Source organism: Leptolyngbya boryana PCC 6306, from assembly GCF_000353285.1.
Lineage (GTDB): Bacteria > Cyanobacteriota > Cyanobacteriia > Leptolyngbyales > Leptolyngbyaceae > Leptolyngbya > Leptolyngbya boryana.
This window is the reverse complement of sequence record NZ_KB731324.1, coordinates 4,922,096-4,939,140: the sequence shown is the minus strand read 5'-3', so window position 1 is coordinate 4,939,140 and position 17,045 is coordinate 4,922,096. Positions and strand designations below refer to the sequence as shown.

Annotated in this window: 18 protein-coding genes; 4 read left to right on the top strand and 14 right to left on the bottom strand. The window is 46.4% G+C overall.

Features of this window, described 5'->3' with window-relative positions; translation table 11 throughout:
• Position 1: 1 nt before the first annotated feature.
• From LEPBO_RS0124815 to LEPBO_RS0124800, 4 genes are all read right to left on the bottom strand, one after another.
• Positions 2–466: a GNAT family N-acetyltransferase gene (locus LEPBO_RS0124815; RefSeq protein WP_017290297.1), complete on the bottom strand. Its 465-nt coding sequence runs from the start codon at positions 464–466 to the stop codon at positions 2–4.
• A 402-nt stretch (positions 467–868) separates the two neighbouring features.
• On the bottom strand, positions 869–1,960 hold the full coding sequence (locus LEPBO_RS0124810; RefSeq protein ID WP_017290296.1) for a hypothetical protein: 1,092 nt from the start codon (positions 1,958–1,960) through the stop codon (positions 869–871).
• A gap of 1 nt (position 1,961) precedes the next feature.
• A complete protein-coding gene (locus LEPBO_RS0124805; protein WP_017290295.1) occupies positions 1,962–2,480 on the bottom strand; it encodes a ComEA family DNA-binding protein in 519 nt (172 codons plus the stop codon).
• 297 nt (positions 2,481–2,777) lie between these two features.
• Positions 2,778–3,182 (bottom strand): SHOCT domain-containing protein, encoded by a 405-nt coding sequence (locus LEPBO_RS0124800; protein ID WP_017290294.1) that lies wholly within the window; start codon positions 3,180–3,182, stop codon positions 2,778–2,780.
• Between the two features lie 212 nt (positions 3,183–3,394).
• On the opposite strand from LEPBO_RS0124800, the gene LEPBO_RS0124795 reads away from it, so the two are divergent.
• The 3 genes from LEPBO_RS0124795 to LEPBO_RS0124785 are packed head-to-tail and all read left to right on the top strand — an operon-like array spanning position 3,395 to position 4,579.
• The gene (locus LEPBO_RS0124795; RefSeq protein ID WP_017290293.1) at positions 3,395–4,183 is read left to right on the top strand and encodes an Rpn family recombination-promoting nuclease/putative transposase; all 789 of its coding nucleotides are present in this window, start codon (positions 3,395–3,397) and stop codon (positions 4,181–4,183) included.
• Between the two features lie 9 nt (positions 4,184–4,192).
• On the top strand, positions 4,193–4,363 hold the full coding sequence (locus tag LEPBO_RS43415; RefSeq protein WP_017290292.1) for a helix-turn-helix domain-containing protein: 171 nt from the start codon (positions 4,193–4,195) through the stop codon (positions 4,361–4,363).
• Positions 4,364–4,372: 9 nt separating this feature from the next.
• A complete protein-coding gene (locus tag LEPBO_RS0124785; RefSeq protein WP_017290291.1) occupies positions 4,373–4,579 on the top strand; it encodes a hypothetical protein in 207 nt (68 codons plus the stop codon).
• Between the two features lie 109 nt (positions 4,580–4,688).
• On the opposite strand, the gene LEPBO_RS44550 is transcribed toward LEPBO_RS0124785, so the two are convergent.
• From LEPBO_RS44550 to nei, 5 genes are all read right to left on the bottom strand, one after another.
• Complete coding sequence (locus tag LEPBO_RS44550; RefSeq protein WP_017290290.1) at positions 4,689–7,940, bottom strand: formylglycine-generating enzyme family protein; 3,252 nt, start codon at positions 7,938–7,940, stop codon at positions 4,689–4,691.
• A gap of 3 nt (positions 7,941–7,943) precedes the next feature.
• Complete coding sequence (locus tag LEPBO_RS0124770; RefSeq protein WP_017290289.1) at positions 7,944–8,939, bottom strand: AAA family ATPase; 996 nt, start codon at positions 8,937–8,939, stop codon at positions 7,944–7,946.
• A gap of 2 nt (positions 8,940–8,941) precedes the next feature.
• Positions 8,942–10,273: a VMAP-C domain-containing protein gene (locus tag LEPBO_RS0124765; RefSeq protein WP_017290288.1), complete on the bottom strand. Its 1,332-nt coding sequence runs from the start codon at positions 10,271–10,273 to the stop codon at positions 8,942–8,944.
• 1 nt (position 10,274) lies between these two features.
• Positions 10,275–10,958: a TIR domain-containing protein gene (locus tag LEPBO_RS40305; protein ID WP_017290287.1), complete on the bottom strand. Its 684-nt coding sequence runs from the start codon at positions 10,956–10,958 to the stop codon at positions 10,275–10,277.
• Positions 10,959–11,071: 113 nt separating this feature from the next.
• Positions 11,072–11,890: an endonuclease VIII gene (gene nei, locus LEPBO_RS0124755; RefSeq protein ID WP_017290286.1), complete on the bottom strand. Its 819-nt coding sequence runs from the start codon at positions 11,888–11,890 to the stop codon at positions 11,072–11,074.
• A gap of 25 nt (positions 11,891–11,915) precedes the next feature.
• Here nei and LEPBO_RS0124750 point away from each other — a divergent pair, with 25 nt between their 5' ends.
• Positions 11,916–12,743 carry a PHP domain-containing protein gene (locus LEPBO_RS0124750; protein WP_026148901.1) on the top strand — a complete coding sequence of 276 codons (828 nt, stop codon included), beginning with the start codon at positions 11,916–11,918 and terminating at the stop codon, positions 12,741–12,743.
• A 137-nt stretch (positions 12,744–12,880) separates the two neighbouring features.
• On the opposite strand, the gene LEPBO_RS0124745 is transcribed toward LEPBO_RS0124750, so the two are convergent.
• The 5 genes from LEPBO_RS0124745 to LEPBO_RS38165 all read right to left on the bottom strand — a co-directional run bounded on the left by LEPBO_RS0124745 (position 12,881) and on the right by LEPBO_RS38165 (position 17,035).
• Positions 12,881–13,753 (bottom strand): 50S ribosomal protein L11 methyltransferase, encoded by an 873-nt coding sequence (locus LEPBO_RS0124745; protein ID WP_017290284.1) that lies wholly within the window; start codon positions 13,751–13,753, stop codon positions 12,881–12,883.
• A 95-nt stretch (positions 13,754–13,848) separates the two neighbouring features.
• A complete protein-coding gene (locus tag LEPBO_RS0124740) occupies positions 13,849–15,015 on the bottom strand; it encodes a PQQ-dependent sugar dehydrogenase (protein ID WP_036044875.1) in 1,167 nt (388 codons plus the stop codon).
• Positions 15,016–15,043: 28 nt separating this feature from the next.
• Positions 15,044–15,457: a DUF3037 domain-containing protein gene (locus tag LEPBO_RS0124735; protein WP_017290282.1), complete on the bottom strand. Its 414-nt coding sequence runs from the start codon at positions 15,455–15,457 to the stop codon at positions 15,044–15,046.
• Positions 15,435–16,226 carry a HipA family kinase gene (locus LEPBO_RS0124730; RefSeq protein ID WP_017290281.1) on the bottom strand — a complete coding sequence of 264 codons (792 nt, stop codon included), beginning with the start codon at positions 16,224–16,226 and terminating at the stop codon, positions 15,435–15,437. The genes LEPBO_RS0124735 and LEPBO_RS0124730 overlap by 23 nt, the downstream gene beginning before the upstream one ends.
• Positions 16,227–16,267: 41 nt before the next feature.
• A complete protein-coding gene (locus LEPBO_RS38165; RefSeq protein ID WP_017290280.1) occupies positions 16,268–17,035 on the bottom strand; it encodes a DUF928 domain-containing protein in 768 nt (255 codons plus the stop codon).
• Positions 17,036–17,045 lie beyond the last annotated feature (10 nt).

The window sequence follows — 17,045 nt, the reverse complement described above, 5'->3', positions numbered from 1 at the left end:
ATCACGCGATCGTTTTCACCATCAATTGATACCCGCGATCGTCATAGCCTACTTTTTGATAAACCTGTTTCGCGCGATCGTTGTCACGATGTACGAGAAGCGAGATCACATCAATTCCCATCTGCTGGCACGACTCCTCGACAAATCTCAGCGTCTTCGTGCCAATTCCTTGCCCTCGACAGTCGGCACGGAGATACAACTCATCTAGAACTGCACTGATCCCACGAAATTCGATACTGTAGCTAAACGTAACGGCTGCATAACCAATCACGTTTTTACGATCGTAAATGAGCCAAATTTTTCCGAGGGTTGGATTGAGCAAAAATTGCTGAAGTGAAACGCGATCGAGTACGGGATCAAACGGCAATTTTTCTAACTTGTGAAACTCTTCAACCAGTTGCAATAAAACATCAATATCTTTCGACGTAGCGACACGATAAGCTACGTTTACATCAATAGACAGCATACAAATTTTGTCCTTCTCAAATGCTACGAATCTTGAAACGTGAAATATTCGATCGCACAACCGAGTGTTGGACGCAAAATGATTTGCATCAAACCCTAATAAATTAGAAAAAAGGTAAAAATCTTCCACCTTCGACCTATACCTTAAAACAGGTCGAAGAATAGGGATCAAAATGGCTTAAATTCCAATTTCAATTAACTAATTGTGCTTCCTGACAATGCCCGCTATATGTCTGGAATTCCTTTTAGATAATACATAAAATCACCGTGTTTATTGCCTTTGGGCGCGGAAGCAATCTCAAACTAACTGATTGCTTCTCTAGCTTTAGAGCGCGAGGACTTGTCAAAAGATCTCAACTTTTGCAATTCCATACTCCCAGGGTAATCCGTTCCTAAATTTAAGTCAACTAGAAAATGTTCGAGCTATCCGAACACAAGTTTTTAAATCAGCATCGGTTTTAATTGCTTCACGATCGACATGCGTTAAACTCGCTCGATATCCCAGTTCTTTCAGCGTTTGAATCAAATAATTTGACTTTGGAATATCTAATTTTCCGCGTCTTCCAATCTCCCCTAGGGTATAAAAGTAGGGCGGCATTTCTGCCTCAGCCTGCATCAGTTCTAATAAGCGAACTTGCGAGATCCAACCCCATTCTTTTGCAAGTTTAATCATTTGTGTAATCTGCAAAACATCATGCAGTTTTCCAAGCCACATGGCTCCACTAACGACGAGCCATCGCTGGTCATGAGGACAGTGCGATCGACCTAAACTTCGCCATCCAACGGTTTGATAGGTTCCGCATTCATGACAAAATCCTAAAAATCCATAGTTCTTTTCATTCAATTGAATCGATGACACTAAGCGCACCATGACTCGATAGGTTTGCCCTGTAAAGTAGGAAAATACAGGCTCAATCCCCATTCCTCGCGAGGCTGCTTGCTGTTGAACATTGCCGAGAATTAGCCTCAATCCTTGTTCATGAATGGCAGGATGACTTCGAGCTACTGCGCCATAATCTGAAAGGCAATTGTCTGCGGCACGACCTGTCACCGTTCGCCCATCGGTGCTGGTTAAGTAAATCATTCCCCCGATCGCGCAAGCACTGAGGCAAGCATGAACATAGGGAACTGGAGAGCCAAAGCCATCCACATCGACTAAATCATAGTAATCCTGCTGGTTATAGCAATCAAAAAAGACTCGAATTGCATCACGATCGCTAATACGATACTGCTTCGATTTCAATTGCGCTAAGTTCTGGTGCAGAATGCCTTGAATGTCAGAATTACTATCATTTGCCCATACAAAATCCGCTTGGCTTTCGAGGGCATATCTGAGCGATCGCACTCCGCACCCTGCCATCGCATCCAACACTCGTAAATGTCCGCGATCGCGTCGATAGATTGCCGCCGCTAAAATTGCCAAATCTCTGACCATTTCAGCTTTGGGATTATAAAAAGCGGAACCGACTTCAAATGTTGCCTTGCCTTCGAGCATTTTAGAACCGTAAATAATGCATCAGATTGGCAATCATCTCACTCGGAAGGGACAATCGTTGCTGAAGATCGACGAGATTTTTGTATTCGCCTCGAATTTGTCGATTTCTGACGATCGCTCTGGCTAATACGGATCGAATTTCTGGAATTTGAGTTAAGTCATTCACCGTTGCTGTGTTCAAATTCACGCGCTGAATCTGATGTAAACTTTCTGGATCGTAATAACAGAATTTCATAATCGGTTCTAACGGCTTCAAGCGCTGAACCGATAAGCCTAATGCGGCTGCAACATCTTCAATACAAAGAAATTGCACACCGAATTCGCTCATTTGCGTGAGCGTTTTGGCTTGATGAATCGACAAACCCGGAAACCTCAGCCAATCATCGACTGCTGCTTGATTCACATCAATTTGTATCCCTAAATCTGCCGCGATTTTAATCTCAGCCATCGACTGGAAGCGGTAGTAAGGATCGTTTTGAATCTTAGACTTGAGCAGAGAAGAAGAGAGCCAGCTTAGCATTTTTGTCTCACATCAGAAGGGATTCGCTGCGGTAGGGTCATGGGGAAACCCTAAGAGGATGTTTGAAAAGTATCGTTCATTGCATTCACCCGCCCCCGGACTGAAAGTCCAGGGCTAGTTGAACGAAGTCCACTGAAGGGACTAACAGCCAATCAAGGTCAGGTCTTCAGTCCTTTTCAAAGGACTTCGCACGGTTAGCCCGGAATTCTATTCCAGGGCGAGATAGAACGGAGCGAGGAAATCATTGATACTTTTCACACACCCTAAACGCTGTTCCCCTTGCTTAGGAGAACCAGATTATTTGATTCGATCGAGCAATTTCCGCCGTTTCTGTTCAAATTCATACTCTGAAATTAAACCATCTTGTCGAAGCTGATCAAGCTCTCGCAAACTATCGGAAACTGCAACGACCGCATTTGGCTTTGTTCCCCCGATCGTCCCCGTCTCTGGGAGCGGCTGATCATTAAAGTTCGCATCAAACTCATCTGGATTTTGAATCAGATAAAACGCTGCATCAAACAGCCCTGCAATCCAAGCTGCTTTACTCCCAGTCAATGCCAGTGCAACATAGATCAAACACCACCAGCGCTGCCCCAAATACAGCTTATGCAATCCAACCAGATGGAAGCCACCCACAATGGGAACGGCTCCTGCTAATGCCAGGATTGCGGCAACTCTTCGGCTTTTGGGACTGCTCAACATAGTCAAATGGGTCGTCAAATGGGTCAAACTGCGCGATAGGCTCCAATATAACGAATCTCCGATCGCTTGTTGAACAAATCTTGATTCAATACGCCATCAGTGCCGCAGACATAGAGGATTTGAGTGAGAGCTGCGATCGTATTGCCGTTCTAATTTCGATTAAACTATGGAAGCAGGATTAATTGTGGCTGCATTGCATTTGAGATAGACCTTTGAAAACGGATTCAATTTTTTATCGAATTTTTCAGCTTGCTCCGAGTGCTTTCTTTGAGTTGATTGGCGATGGTGATCCTCGAACTAGCACTTATGGGTTTAGTTCTCAAGAAGTGAAGCAAGCGAGCTTTACTATTGATGGTATTTTCATGCCGCCGCTCCGAATGCGTCAAGCACCCATCTATTTTGTGGAAGCTCAGGCTTATAGAGAAGAAGAAAACTTCTACTATCGCTTCTTTGGGGAGATTCATCTGTATCTGAAGGACTACAAACCATTTCATAATTGGCGAGCAGTGGTGATCTTTACTGAAAAACGTTTTGACCCTGGAATTCCAGAACACTATTCAGAGTACGAAGACAATCCAAGGGTGCAGCGCATCTATTTGAACAAGTTGTCGTCAGAAGTGGGAGAACGATCGATAGGTGTAGGATTGCTGCAACTGATCGCAACGAAACCAAAACAGGCTCCAGCAAAAGGACGGGCATTAATTGCTCGAACTCGACAAGAGCTTACGGATGTGACAGCACAGCGAAATCTCATAGAATTAATCGAGACGATTTTTGTTTATAAATTTCCACAGCTAAATTTCCAGGAGATAGGCGAAATGTTAGGACTTGGTGATCTAAAACAGACTCGCGCATATCAGGAAGCGGAGCAAGCGGGTGAAGAAAAGGTTTTAAAGGTAACTGTTCCCTTACTTCTGGAGAAGGGCATGACAGTAGAAGAGATTGCTCAACACTGCAAACTGCCCGTTGAAACTATCGAGCAGTTTGTCTCTAAGAATTAGGAGTGCGAAATGTGGGGGCGAGATGACCTTAGAAAAACTCGCGTTTATCAAGAAGGTCAGGAAGAAATCCTTGAGAAGACGGTGCCTCTTCTTTTAGGAAAAGGAATGACAGTTGAAGAAATTGCCCAACATTTCAAATTGTCGATCGAAACAATTCAAAAGTTTACTCCTCAAAATTAGGAGTGCGAAATGTGGGGACGAGATGATTTGAAGAAAACTCGCGCGTATCAGGAAGCGGAACAAGAAGGACGTAGAGCAGGACGAGAAGAAGTACGGCAAGAAATGTTACAAATTACAGTGTCATTGCTTTTAGAAAAAGGGATAACGATCGAAGAAATTGCCCAACATTTCAAATTGCCGATCGAAACTCTCCAACAATTTGCTTTCCAGAAGTAGATGTGCGAAACATGGAAACGAGCCAAAAAATTCGATCGCGCTTTGCGCGAAGAGTTTAAGAAAGAAAGAGTGTAGAAGGGAAGAGGGTAAAAGGGTAAAAGAATAAAGGTTAAGAAGTTCTGGGGCGGGAAAGAGCAAGACGAAACCCCCACCCGTAGTAGAAGTAGCCGCGCCTGCCCCTGATACGAATCGCAGCACGGCAGACCCCCGGATCGTTGTCCCAAGAGCCGCCGCGTAAAATTCGAGAACCATTTTCATTGCTCATTTTCCAAACGCGACCATCAGTAGGTGAATCCGTATAGCTGCCATGCCATGGGTCAGCACACCATTCCCAAACATTGCCGTGCATGTCATATAGTCCGAATGCATTCAGTGGAAAACTCCCTACTTCGATCGTTTGTTCTCGATAAATCCCTTTTGGCGCATTTGCATAAATGTAATTGCCGTCATAATTCACGATTTCAGGTGTAATCGTCTCTCCAAAGTGATACGGTGTGGTTGTTCCAGCCCGACAAGCGTATTCCCATTCAGCCTCGCTTGGTAGACGGTAAAGCTGTCCTGTTTTCCGACTTAGGCGATCGCAAAACTCGATCGCATCCTCCCAAGAAATCCGCTCAACAGGTCGATTCTTTCCCTTAAATTTCGATGGATCTGGGTTAAGGTCTCGATTAATTTTTGGCAATTCCGCGATCGCTCTCCATTGCGCCTGAGTCACCGTAAACTTACCCATAAAGAAAGGCTCGATCGTGACTTGATGCCTAGGTTTCTCATTATCTCTCGCTTCTAGTTCCCCATCTGCTGCCCCCATCCAAAAGGTTCCGCCGGGAATCTCAACCATATCGAGAAATACACCTTTTGCAAGTTCTTCTCGATAGTAACTGGCTTGACCCGGACGACGATCGATTACTTCTCCTCGCTCGTTGACTGTAATCACCTCAAAGCTAAACGTCGGCAGTGAAGGCTCAGGAGAAATTCCCAAAATCCCCAGCATTACTTGAATTTGAGCTAAATAAGTTTCTCGATTTGCAATAATTAGCCCACTTAAAAAAGATGGAGGATTATTAACCTGCGATCGCGTCAGATCTAGTCCAACAGACAGGAATTGAGAACTAGGAAATCCTAGTATTCCAATATATGGAGAAGCGTTGCGGAGGATATTTTCAATTTCTTTGCCAGTGAAACATTCGATCATAAGTGGCTGACCTTCTACTAAAAAGAATAGATCCAGCTCAAAACGATCGCGGTGAGGCAAAGTAACAGTTACATGACTCAGAGAGCTAAACCTCAAATCTCGCTCTCGAAGCAGATTCGCAACTTTCTGATAGATATATCGCTCAAACCATTCGCCCATAAAAAACTCAGCCAGATAAGGCTGATCTGCCATCGTTCCTCGAATCATCTTAGTTGCTCGATCGTAGTGAAATTCAGTCAGCAACTCTGCATTCAGAAGGTTATGCCCAAACCCAACACAGCGAGAAATCATCTCCTCCGAAATCTCACCCAAAGCATAGTGAAAATCTCTTTGCTTCCGCAAAAAAGCCCGTCTCATCTGCATAAGAACAGGCGCTAGCACATCGTAATGATCGCCCAGATCCAACGCAAATCGATCGAACACTTCCATTTCATTCGATCGGAATGATTGAACTTCAAATTGTCGCTCTCGAAACCAAGCGATCGCTGCATTCTCTTCCTCGATCGCTGCTTCATCAAACTCTTGCAACAGCGGAATTTCCGAAACTTGACTCGATCCTGCTAGCTCTTCTGCCCAAGCCGCATACTCTTCCCCCCACTGTGCCAACACCTGCCGTCCCACCCGCGCAAACGGAAAAATCTCACTCGCAGCCGACTCTCCCCAAGGCAAATCCGGAATCAAAAACGCCTCAAAATAACTCAAACCCTCCCCAAACCTGCGCGAAATATCCGCATTCACCCGCTCTTGCACCTCAGACGGCAACTGCTTAAACACCGCCTCCGTCACCTCTTCCCCAACCGCCTGAGCCTCAGAAATCGGAATCGTTTTCAGCAAGACCTCCCGCACTCCTTCGACAAAATCGTAGTGAGCATCGATCGGATGCAGCAATCCACTTAAGAAAATCTCTGCTAAATACAATGCATTCTCTGTCTCATCGGCAGGCAAATTCTTCTGAATCAGCCGAATCACAGACCAATTCACAGGCAAAACCGCCATCATATCTGCCAGTTCTTGAGCCTTTGCAGACGCAGTAGACCGAAATCGCTGAACTAACTGTTTTGCCGTTAAAGGAGCCGCTTGAGCCAGAGACGGCATCGGAAAAGCTTGTAAATTCAAAACCACTCCAATCGTTTGCTGCTCATCCATCGCAGAGAGAGCTTTCGCCCACTGCCGAAAAGCTTCAGGCTGCATCGTCACCACAGGCAAATTCAACCCCTCTGGCAATCGTTGTCGCTGTCGTGCTGAAAGTCCTTCAATGCTCCAATCTCGACTGAGCGCGCCCGGTAATCTCGACTTCAACCCAACCGGATAGCCTGCCGACAATGCACTTCGCTCCCAATACGACTCCGGTAAAAGCTGCACGATCGTTACTGGATTTTCCTGCGACCATAATTCCAGGAGTTCAGGTATCTTTCCTGAACGCCAAGCCCTCGAAGTACAATCACTCAGCAATAAAATCAACCTTCGTCCAGCCGAATCCAGTAGCTCTCTCGGACTCCGCGCCCGACTGCGTAACCCGGCTACCGTCTGTAGAAATAGCTGCGGCTCTCCATCTTCATTCGGCTTCAATTGCCAAGTTCGTACTGTCCGAAATGCCCCATGCCGCTCCATCAATTGCTGAAATTCAGCGATCGTATCCCGCCAAACCTCCAAAAGATTCGTCACCTCAATCACGATCGCTAACTCTAACCATCGCTCCGGATCAGGCTGCACAACCGGACTCCAAGTTTGCGTTTCAGCAATTTGAATCGCGGTTGCCTCTTCATCGATCGACCTACGTTGTTTCGATGCCACTTTCCGCATCAACGGACGAATCGATCGAGCAATTGCTTGGCGATTTCGTAATGCAACTGACTCTGGAATCTTCACAGGTAAAGCAGATTCTTGCGATCGCGGTTCTGATTCCTCGGCTTCCTCTTCTTCCAAAGGTTTTGGTGGTTCTGTCACCACAGCAGCCGATTCAGAATTCGATCGAATTGGATCTGAAACGGGTTCGACTTCTTGATTCTGTTCTATTGGAGTCTGTAATGCTGGAGTTTCCGATTCATCTGGTTCAATCTCTCCTTGCTGCAATGCCAACCACAAAATCTCAGCTAATTCGATAGGACTCAGTTCAAGTCCTACACGATCGCTTAAGAGCGCTTTGAGATGTGCGATCGGATAGTCCAAACCTTACACCTCCTCTGGACTACTCAAATCTTTTAGCAATCGCTGCTCTAAATCGCTGAGCTTGAATTCTTTTGTCGCTTTGGTTCGCTCCTGAGTTCTCAGATGAATCGCATTGAGCAGTTGATCTGTCGCTAAAATTGCGCCTGCATCAATCTGCTCACAGAACCATTCGATCAAAGCTTTCGACTGCTGTGCAGCTTGTTCTCCTAAGTGCTTTTCTACGATCGCTTCAAGCTCTTTCGGACTCGGATTTGGCATTCTCAACCGCAAACACCGACGCAGAAAAGGCGGCGGAAAATCTCGCTCCCCATTGCTCGTCATAATCACCAAAGGAAAAGCTCGACAACGCACCACCCCATCTCGAATCGTCACTTTGCGCTGCTTGCCATTTTCTCGATCGAGCGTTCGCACTGGAGTCTCCGACATCTCTAATCGTTGTAATTCTGGAATCGGAAACTCCCCATCTTCAAACAAATTCAGCAAATCATTCGGCAAATCAATATCGCTTTTATCAATTTCATCGATTAACAATACTCTCGGTAGATCAGCCGCCAGAAAAGCCGTTCCCAAAGCACCCAAAGTAATGTAATTCCCCGTTTCTTGTCGATTGTCTTGCCCGCTGGCTTGAGCATCTTGAAGCCGAGCGATCGCATCGTAACTATACAGCCCATCTTTGAGCGTTGTTCGAGTCGTAATCGCCCATTTCAGAACCGTTCCTAATCCCAACTCTCGCGCCACCGCATAGGCTAAAGAAGATTTCCCAGTCCCCGGATTTCCAGTAATCAAAAGCGGTCGCCGCAAGGCTAACGCCGCATTCACCATCTCGATCGCAACGTCAGGGGGTTGAAACGTTTCGCCTTTTTTCTGTTGCTGCTCGATCGCACCTTCTGCATCATCTCTAAACTGTCGCCAACTGGGAGGCGCAGGAAGCTGGATCGAGTCTTGAGGTTGACCATCTCCCCGGTAGATATTCCAATTGGGTCGATTAGAGCTTGGCATAGTTAGGCACTTTGGTAATCAATAGTCGGAAAGGGGCGAAATGGATTATCCAGCAATAAGCAGAGCGAAGCAGCTTCTAGCCTATCAGTCTCGCAGTCATGAGATAAAGCCTTTTGTCGATGTCTTGCTAAAGAATCGGGCAACTCAGCGATCGAGCATTTCATAACCGATTGCATCACTTTTTTAGCTTTCTCAGCATCGCCCTTTGACTGACGCATCCAAAGCGCAACAGGCAAGCCCTGACCCAATAGCGCATCCCAAAGTCTTTCTTGTTTCTGCAATTCATGATGTTCGACAAACTTGCAGCCGACGACTTGCGTCTTGATCCAGTTGATTGTCGTTCTGCCTTTGATTGGGTCTAAAGATTCAAGCGTTTGAGCACAGCGAGACTCTCGACAATCTAGCAAACGCAGCCAATACTTCTTCCAATCTCCTGATGCGGGTAAGTAATACTGCCGATCAGAAGACCGAACAATCACTGCCTTACACCTCAACCCATTACATTGTTTCTGAATTCTGCCAATTTGAATTTGCCAATGCTCTAGCGGTAAGCTCATTAGCTCGATCGGTAGAAACCATTGAATCACCAAATCACTCAAAGGAATTTGATATTGGCTTCCACAGGTTGCAAGGAGCTGATCTAAAATCTGTGGCAAATCTTCTTGAGCATATCCGGGAGCGCGTTTTGGGTCGGGCGCGAATGGAATCGGGATTGGAGTTTTAATCGGTTCAAGTTTGGAATCCCAGGGATCGGGATCATGAGCGATCGCAGCTTCAACCAGATATCCAAGCGATGGATTGCCTCGCGTCTTTACCTTGATCATGAGACAAATTTCGGCTGTGCGTACTTCTGCTTCTGGTAGAGTCATCCCCTGTTGAATCGCCCAAGCTTTTAGAGCATTTTGTTCAATTGGCTCTCGAATCAGAAGACCGACAAACCGTACAAGCAGGTCTTTGGGAAGATCTGTCAACTGCTGAACAAGCGCTTCTAAAGTATCAGGAATCGATCGAGCGCGACCTTCTGCGAGACAGTTTCGATAAATTTTGATGACGACCTCAAACTGAATTGGGCTAAGAAGGTCAATCAATGTTTGCGTTTCATCTACTTTCGACTGAAATTTCTGGAGTTCTGCTTCGAGTCGATCGCAAACTTCTGCGACTCGCTCCATCTCTTTTTCACATTGCTTGAGATCTCTTTCAAGTCGCTGACGATCTACACTGCTAATTTTAGAACTGATATCGTCCGAAATCGCCTGATAATCAGCAGTCAAATCCTCCAAGCGTTGTTTCTGCTTTGCCAATCGTTCTAACTTAACTTGGTACAGATTGCTCACCTTACTTTCCCAAACTATCAAGTTCTGCTGCTACTTTCTCCATCTTTTCTGCAATTTCAGTTAATTGACGCTCTAATCTTTTCTGATCCGCAGCATTATTGGTATAGCTAATCTGATTTGCAACTGCCTCATAGTCTGCTGCTAAGCTTTCAAGTCGTTTCTGCAAGCCCTTTTCTACAACCTGCTGGACTCGGCTCAATGCACTTGGATATGCAACCGTTTTTGGAGCTTCTTGCTTTGGTGATTCTTCTCCAGGAAATTTTGGTTTTTGAGCAGGTTTCCCCGTTGGCTTCAGCCCATCTAATAAAGCTTGCCGACCTTCTTCCTGCCCAAGTCCCACCAAATCAATGTAAACAATCGATCGCAGCATTCCTTCTGGTTTACATTCCTTCACCCGTACCGGAATCAATTTACGCTCCAGAGATTGCGGATCTTGTGCAAATGCTGCCGCCCATTCTGGCTGAGTAAAAGACGACTTAAGATAAGACTCTGACAAAACCGCGATCGTCTTTTTCGAGTCTGCGGCTGCCCTCTGCATGTCTAAAATAAAATTACCACCCGGACGAAAATCCCATGCCTGAATCAAGACCGAATATCCCGCTTCATCGAGCGTCCAGGCAATCCATTCCGCCCATTGTTTATCCGCCCGGTTGTAGCTGATAAAGAAATCTTTTGTTTCGCTCATCAATTCCAGAAAATTTCAGGGGCAACCCTAGAGTAGCGATTCGTTGTATCAAATGCCAAGATCTAATCAGAGAAATACAGAGAGTCTTAAGCCTTGAAGGCTGTGATGTATGATTACTTCGCTTGGCAATGTGGACAGTAATATAGTCGCCGTCCGCCCAGAATTTCTTTGACGATCGAGGTTCCGCACACAAAACAAGGTTGATTGTCTCGATTAAAAACATAGTGCCGATAGTAGCCGCGTTTGTAGCCTTGTGTCTTGAGCCGCATTGCTATGTCTAAATCATTCGTAATTCCTTTCGTCTGATAAGATTGCTGAGTCACGGATAGAACTGCTTGCGAAAGAGCTTCAATTTGCTGGTCTGAACAGTCCACTGGGCGTAAGGTCGGAAACACCTTTGCAACGAATAAAATTTCACTGCGAAGATAGTTACCCAATCCACCTAAAAAATGCTGATCTAACAATAAAATCGGCAACTGTCGTCGATAAAACCGCTTGTCTCGAAACCGTTGTGCAATCTGTTCTACGGTGACTGCCTCATCGAGTACATCTAATTCAATTCGGCTCAGAAAGGGATGGGTAGCCAGATCTGAATGTTGGAGTACTTCGATATCAGAAGCACTGTAAAGCAATGCCGATTTTTTGGCATGAATCGCTAATCTAAGCTGTCGATTTGTCTGTGGATAGGAATGCAACTTGCGGACATACCAACGTCCATAAAGCTGATTATGACTGTAGATGTAAAGCTGATTGCTAAAACTCATCACCATACCTTTGCCACGAGTCCGCACTGCCGTCACACAATGTCCGATAAATTCTGCTTCATAAGGCTTCAGATGCTCAAACGCAAAGAACATTTCTGTCACCCGTTGATTGACGAGTGCGGCGGCGAGTTGATCGGCAGCTTGGCGAATTTCGGGACCTTCAGGCATAAGTAAAATGCGTTAACTTAGAAGCATGTTAGAACTACATTGCCACACAACTTTCTCTGACGGAATGCTCACGCCGACTGAGCTAGTCGAAGCAGCTTTGGTATCAGGTGTCCGGGCGCTTGCAATTACCGATCATGATACCGTTTCAGGCTGGGATGAAGCTATCGCGGCGGCTCCTCCTGAGTTGGAGATTGTGCCTGGCTTGGAATTGAGTACTGTTTATCGCGATCGCTCAATGCACATTTTGGGATTTTATCCGGATCGCGATCGCTTAATTCCCCCGCTCAACGAACGCCTTGCAGGTCGAAAACGTCGCGCTCAAGAAATGATCGATAAATTGGCAGTACTAGGCTATCCGATCGAACTGCCCGAAATGGGTGAAGGCATGGCTCCAGGTCGCCCGCATATTGCGGCTGCAATGGTAAAAGCGGGGTATGTAGAATCAACGCGCGATGCCTTTGATGAATTTCTCGGCGATGCTCAACCTGCATTTGTGCAGTATGAAAAATTTAGTGCGGTCGATGGCATTAAGCTTTTACGCGACTGTGGGGCGGTTCCAGTTTGGGCGCATCCGTTTCTGTATCGAGGTAGACCTGTGAAAGATATTCTGCCGGAATTAGTCGAAGCGGGTTTGATGGGCGTGGAAGTCTTTCATCCGAGTCATACGTTGTGGCAGGCAGAACGGTTAAAAGAGATGTGCGCCAAGTATGGCTTGTTAATGACGGGCGGCAGTGATTTTCACGGAATGCCTGCGGACGTGAAAACGGATGAGTTTCGATCGCTGAATAGCCTGCATGTTTCTTTGGATCTCTTAGAGCCTGTGAAGCAAGCGGCAGAATTATTGAAGCGTTGATTGGGGAAAATTTTTGCCAATTTTCCGGATCGAGAGGGGTTATTGGGTATAGGGGAATGGTAGATGCACCCTGATGATTCACCCCTGGCGATTTGGTCGGGGGTTTTTTGTATTCAACGGGAATTCAGGTTGTGAATTCAGGTTTGATAAGCGAGTGCGATCCAGTCTCCTTCTTGAAGTCGATCACATAACTCAAACCCTAACGCTCCCAATGTTTCGGTCAATTCCTCTTCGTATTCGATCGTAAATCCTGCCAAAATTAATCGCCCTGGCGATCGCACTGCCTTTCTCAAATCCTCACTCAACCGAATCAAAATTCGCGCAAATACATTTGCCACAATCAGATCGAAATTTTCATTGGGTTCGATCTCCGACACTTCCCCAGTTTCGCCTCCCATCCAATGTCCAAGCTCACTTCCTTTTCCCAAACTTGCCAATTGAACCGTGACCAGATCTTGAACTGTATTTTGTTCTACTGCTGTTTGAGTTGCCTCAACTGCGATCGCATCATTGTCGATCGCTAAAACTTTCGCGCCTAACTTTGCGATCGCCACACTCAAAATTCCAGATCCACAGCCTAGATCTAATACTTCTAATCCAGGCGTGACATGCCGTTCAATCAGTCGCAAACTGAGAATCGTTGCGGGATGAAATCCACTGCCAAATGCCAGACTTTCTTGAATGTTGAGCGCGATATCATCCGTTTGATTGGCAGAACCGATAACGAAACGATTCCCGATTCGATAAGATTCAGCAGTCGATTCTATTTTTTGTTCGACGATCGCGGTTTCTAATTCTGTTGTCATTCCGGTTCGATACAACGAAGAAAGAGCCTGTTCGATCTGATTTAATTTCGTACGATCGCTTAAATAAAACCGAACATGAAACGCCCAAGGAGATTCACCTTTCTCGATTTGAAGCTCTCCTGTGTAGTTTACAGTTGCGAGAAGCGATCGAATCCAATCGATCGCCTCTTCAGTCGCATCTAAGCTCAGTTCGATCAAACTCATAAATACACAGTCCAGCTTCAGCAAGCACGATTTCTCATTCTAAAGGTACATTGGCACATCACGACCACTGTACACGCTTGCTGCGCTTTACTAAGTTAGCCACCTGTCGGCTCTAATCGAATCAACTGACCATTCGATGCATCCGTGAGAATGTACAACAATCCATCTGGACTTTGCCGAACATCTCGCACCCGCTGCCCAATCTTGATCGATTGCTGACTTCGGACATTTCCAGCTTGATCTAACTCAATTCGACGCACATCTTGAGATACTAGACCGCCTGCGAATAGATTTCCTTGCCAGCCAGGAAAGCGATCGCCCGTATAAAATGTAAGCCCAGAAGGAGCCTTGGCTGGAGTCCAAACCGTTTTTGGATCAACCATGCCAGGTCGCGATCGTTCCTGTGAAATCTCACCACCAAAGTACTCTTGGCTATGCGTAACCACAGGCCAGCCATAGTTCTGACCCGCTGCAATAAGATTCAATTCATCACCGCCCCGCGACCCGTGTTCAGTTGACCAAACTCTTTTCGCGCCAGGATCAAAAGCCAGACCTTGAATGTTGCGATGTCCATAGCTCCAAATCGCTGAATCTGCATTCGCATTTGCTGCAAACGGGTTATCCGACGGAATGGAACCATCATCATTCAAGCGCACAATTTTGCCCAGACGACTCTGTAAGTTCTGAGCTTGCTCGCGAATTAGCTCACTTCCTAGCTGAACGGGAGGATTTCCACCATCTCCGATCGCAACGAGCATCGTGTTATCCGGCAACCAAAGAATTCGCGATCCAAAATGCTGTCCACCCGATTTGGCTTGAGCGACTTCAAAAATGACTCGCACATCGCGCAATGCTTTGCCGTCAAAGGTCGCTCTCGCAAGACGGGTACGATTTGAGTCGCGTGTACCGTGCGCATAGGTGAGGTAGATCCATCGATTCTCGCTAAATCGAGGATGAACAGAGACATCCAGCAATCCGCCTTGCCCTGTTGCCAAGACTTCGGGCACACCTGCGATCGCAGTCGGATCTAGCTTGCCATCGCGAACAATTCGTAGCCGACCGGGTCTTTCAGTAATGAGCATGGTGCCATCAGGAAGCCAAGCCATACTCCAAGGGTTTTCTAATCCTTCTAAGACCTTTGTCTGCCGAAATCCCTGAGTTGTTCCATTGGTTGGGGTTGTTTGAGCAACAGGTGCAGGCGCAGCAGTATTTGCAGATGGGGAAGAACATGCCGCAATGCCGATGGCAAATGCGTGCATCATTGCTATGCCAACCCTACCGATCTGCGTCCTAAGAGTGAACTGTTTCAACATGAGCATTTTTCCTAACCATGCGGTTCATCAAATGTTCTAGCACTGCCTGAAGATCTTGGCAAAGCCCGGTATGAACTTTAGAAGTTTGAATAATCGTACTTCTGGGCGCAACCAGCCAATGAAATCGCTCTCGATGAGGAAGTTGTCCGATCGCTCCTGCTTGCTCCCCACCCTGACAGATCTTGGGAATCACCGCGAGATGATCGCGAATCATTTCGATATCTAGAGTTGGGTCAAGCACGAGTAAGCGCGATTCATCCAACTCAATCCGAGCGTCGAGAAAGCGTTTCACACCACAAGAAACAATCACCCCAACATTGATAAATTCTTCGCGCTCAACTTTGGGGACAACGCGAATAATAGCGTAATCATAAGTAAAGTGACTGGGCACGAATCGCTTCCTCCAAAAATATCTGCGATGACTCTAAGCGCTTGAGTAGATACTCAACATACGCTTCCCGATGCTGATCTGGCTCTGTAAATGGAGAACCTTCGACCAGCCAACTGTCCGGGATGAGATTGATAATGTGACGGATGATATCAGGTGTCAGGCGCGCCGTCATCTTAGTATGAGCCGCTTCGAGGTGAGTGGCAAAGCGCAGAAGCACATGATCTTTAATCGCAGGAAAGCGATCGAGACTGCGATCGAGATAGTGCGTCCAAGTATGCTGAAAGTACAAGGCAGCACCATGATCAATCAGCCAAAGTTTGCGATGCCAAACGAGCATATTAGCGTTTCTAGCCGTGCGATCGATATTGGTCACATAGGCATCGAACCAAACAATGTCAGAGGCAAGCTCAGCTTCGGCTTTGCCTGCAACGGGGTCGAACGTAATCGATCCAGGTAGATAATCGAGTGCAAGATTCAGACCCGCACTCGCTCGAATCAAATCTTGAATTTCTGGATCAGGCTCAGTGCGGGCTAAGTCTGGATCAAGTTCAATGAATACAATTTCTGGAACAGGTAAGCCGAGCGATCGCGCAAGTTCGCCAGCGATTAGTTCCGCAATCAGAGATTTTACACCCTGTCCCGCACCCCGAAATTTGAGGACATACATGCCATCATCATCAGCTTCTACGATCGCAGGAAGTGATCCACCTTCGCGTAAAGGGGTGACGTATCTCGTAGCTTGAATCGATCGTAGTTCCATCGTCAGCATCACTCATGAGGTAGACAGGCGCATTGCTTGGGTTCTTCTCCTCACAACTTACAGCACGATGTTACCGTTGCCGAGGCTTTGCCTTCTAGTTTTTGTTGTCGGAGCAATTCATTCCAAGCTTCCAAGATTGCTTTATCCGGCTTTTGAGCCGTTTGAATTTGTTTGCCCAAGACGGTTAAAGCATCATACCAAATGCCGTATCTTGCATAAGCTTTTGCTTGATCTAATGGAGTTTTAGCCTCTGCTAATTCTTGCTGCAAAGCTGGAGGTACAGAGACTTTTTGAACTCGTCCTTTTTTCACCAAAGGTCGATCGATAATATCGTCGCTCGGATTGTTCGGGTCACGAGTTCCACTCTCACAGTAGATTGCAAAATCCCATTGATAGGTCGAAACTGCTAACGGAGCAACGGATTCAGGAATCGAAAAGCTCACAACGCCTGGATCTGTTTTGGGTAGGCGCGTTGTAGTTCTGTAAATCACTTTATTCGTAGCATTCCGTAGTTTCCATTCAACAAGCGTGCCTGCTTTGACCCCGGTTGGAATATTAAACCAAATGGTGGGTCGATCGCTGACCGTTAAGCCCCACTGATCATTCGGAGATGGCGATGGCACTAAAGCTTTTAAGCCCGCAAATTCTTTATCACATCCGCGAGCACCTGCACCTGTGCCACGATCGGACGGAGTACTGGTACTCGGAGAAGGCGGTGGAGTAAATCGAATGCGTTGCTGAGCAGAAGTAAATTGAGAGATCGAGACAACGCTGAGCAATGAGACGCTTAAGGCAATTTGAGACGGTTTGAACTTCATAATTGATCCT

Coding starts and splice junctions, on each gene's coding strand:
- LEPBO_RS0124730 (WP_017290281.1), bottom strand. CDS start 16,226: ATGCTGACGATGGAACTACGATCGATTCAAGCTACGAGATACGTCACC.
- LEPBO_RS0124815 (WP_017290297.1), bottom strand. CDS start 466: ATGCTGTCTATTGATGTAAACGTAGCTTATCGTGTCGCTACGTCGAAA.
- LEPBO_RS0124770 (WP_017290289.1), bottom strand. CDS start 8,939: ATGCCAAGCTCTAATCGACCCAATTGGAATATCTACCGGGGAGATGGT.
- LEPBO_RS0124810 (WP_017290296.1), bottom strand. CDS start 1,960: ATGCTCGAAGGCAAGGCAACATTTGAAGTCGGTTCCGCTTTTTATAAT.
- LEPBO_RS0124745 (WP_017290284.1), bottom strand. CDS start 13,753: ATGAGTTTGATCGAACTGAGCTTAGATGCGACTGAAGAGGCGATCGAT.
- nei (WP_017290286.1), bottom strand. CDS start 11,890: ATGCCTGAAGGTCCCGAAATTCGCCAAGCTGCCGATCAACTCGCCGCC.
- LEPBO_RS0124800 (WP_017290294.1), bottom strand. CDS start 3,182: ATGTTGAGCAGTCCCAAAAGCCGAAGAGTTGCCGCAATCCTGGCATTA.
- LEPBO_RS0124750 (WP_026148901.1), top strand. CDS start 11,916: ATGTTAGAACTACATTGCCACACAACTTTCTCTGACGGAATGCTCACG.
- LEPBO_RS0124785 (WP_017290291.1), top strand. CDS start 4,373: ATGTGGGGACGAGATGATTTGAAGAAAACTCGCGCGTATCAGGAAGCG.
- LEPBO_RS40305 (WP_017290287.1), bottom strand. CDS start 10,958: ATGAGCGAAACAAAAGATTTCTTTATCAGCTACAACCGGGCGGATAAA.
- LEPBO_RS38165 (WP_017290280.1), bottom strand. CDS start 17,035: ATGAAGTTCAAACCGTCTCAAATTGCCTTAAGCGTCTCATTGCTCAGC.
- LEPBO_RS0124740 (WP_036044875.1), bottom strand. CDS start 15,015: ATGATGCACGCATTTGCCATCGGCATTGCGGCATGTTCTTCCCCATCT.
- LEPBO_RS43415 (WP_017290292.1), top strand. CDS start 4,193: ATGTGGGGGCGAGATGACCTTAGAAAAACTCGCGTTTATCAAGAAGGT.
- LEPBO_RS0124805 (WP_017290295.1), bottom strand. CDS start 2,480: ATGCTAAGCTGGCTCTCTTCTTCTCTGCTCAAGTCTAAGATTCAAAAC.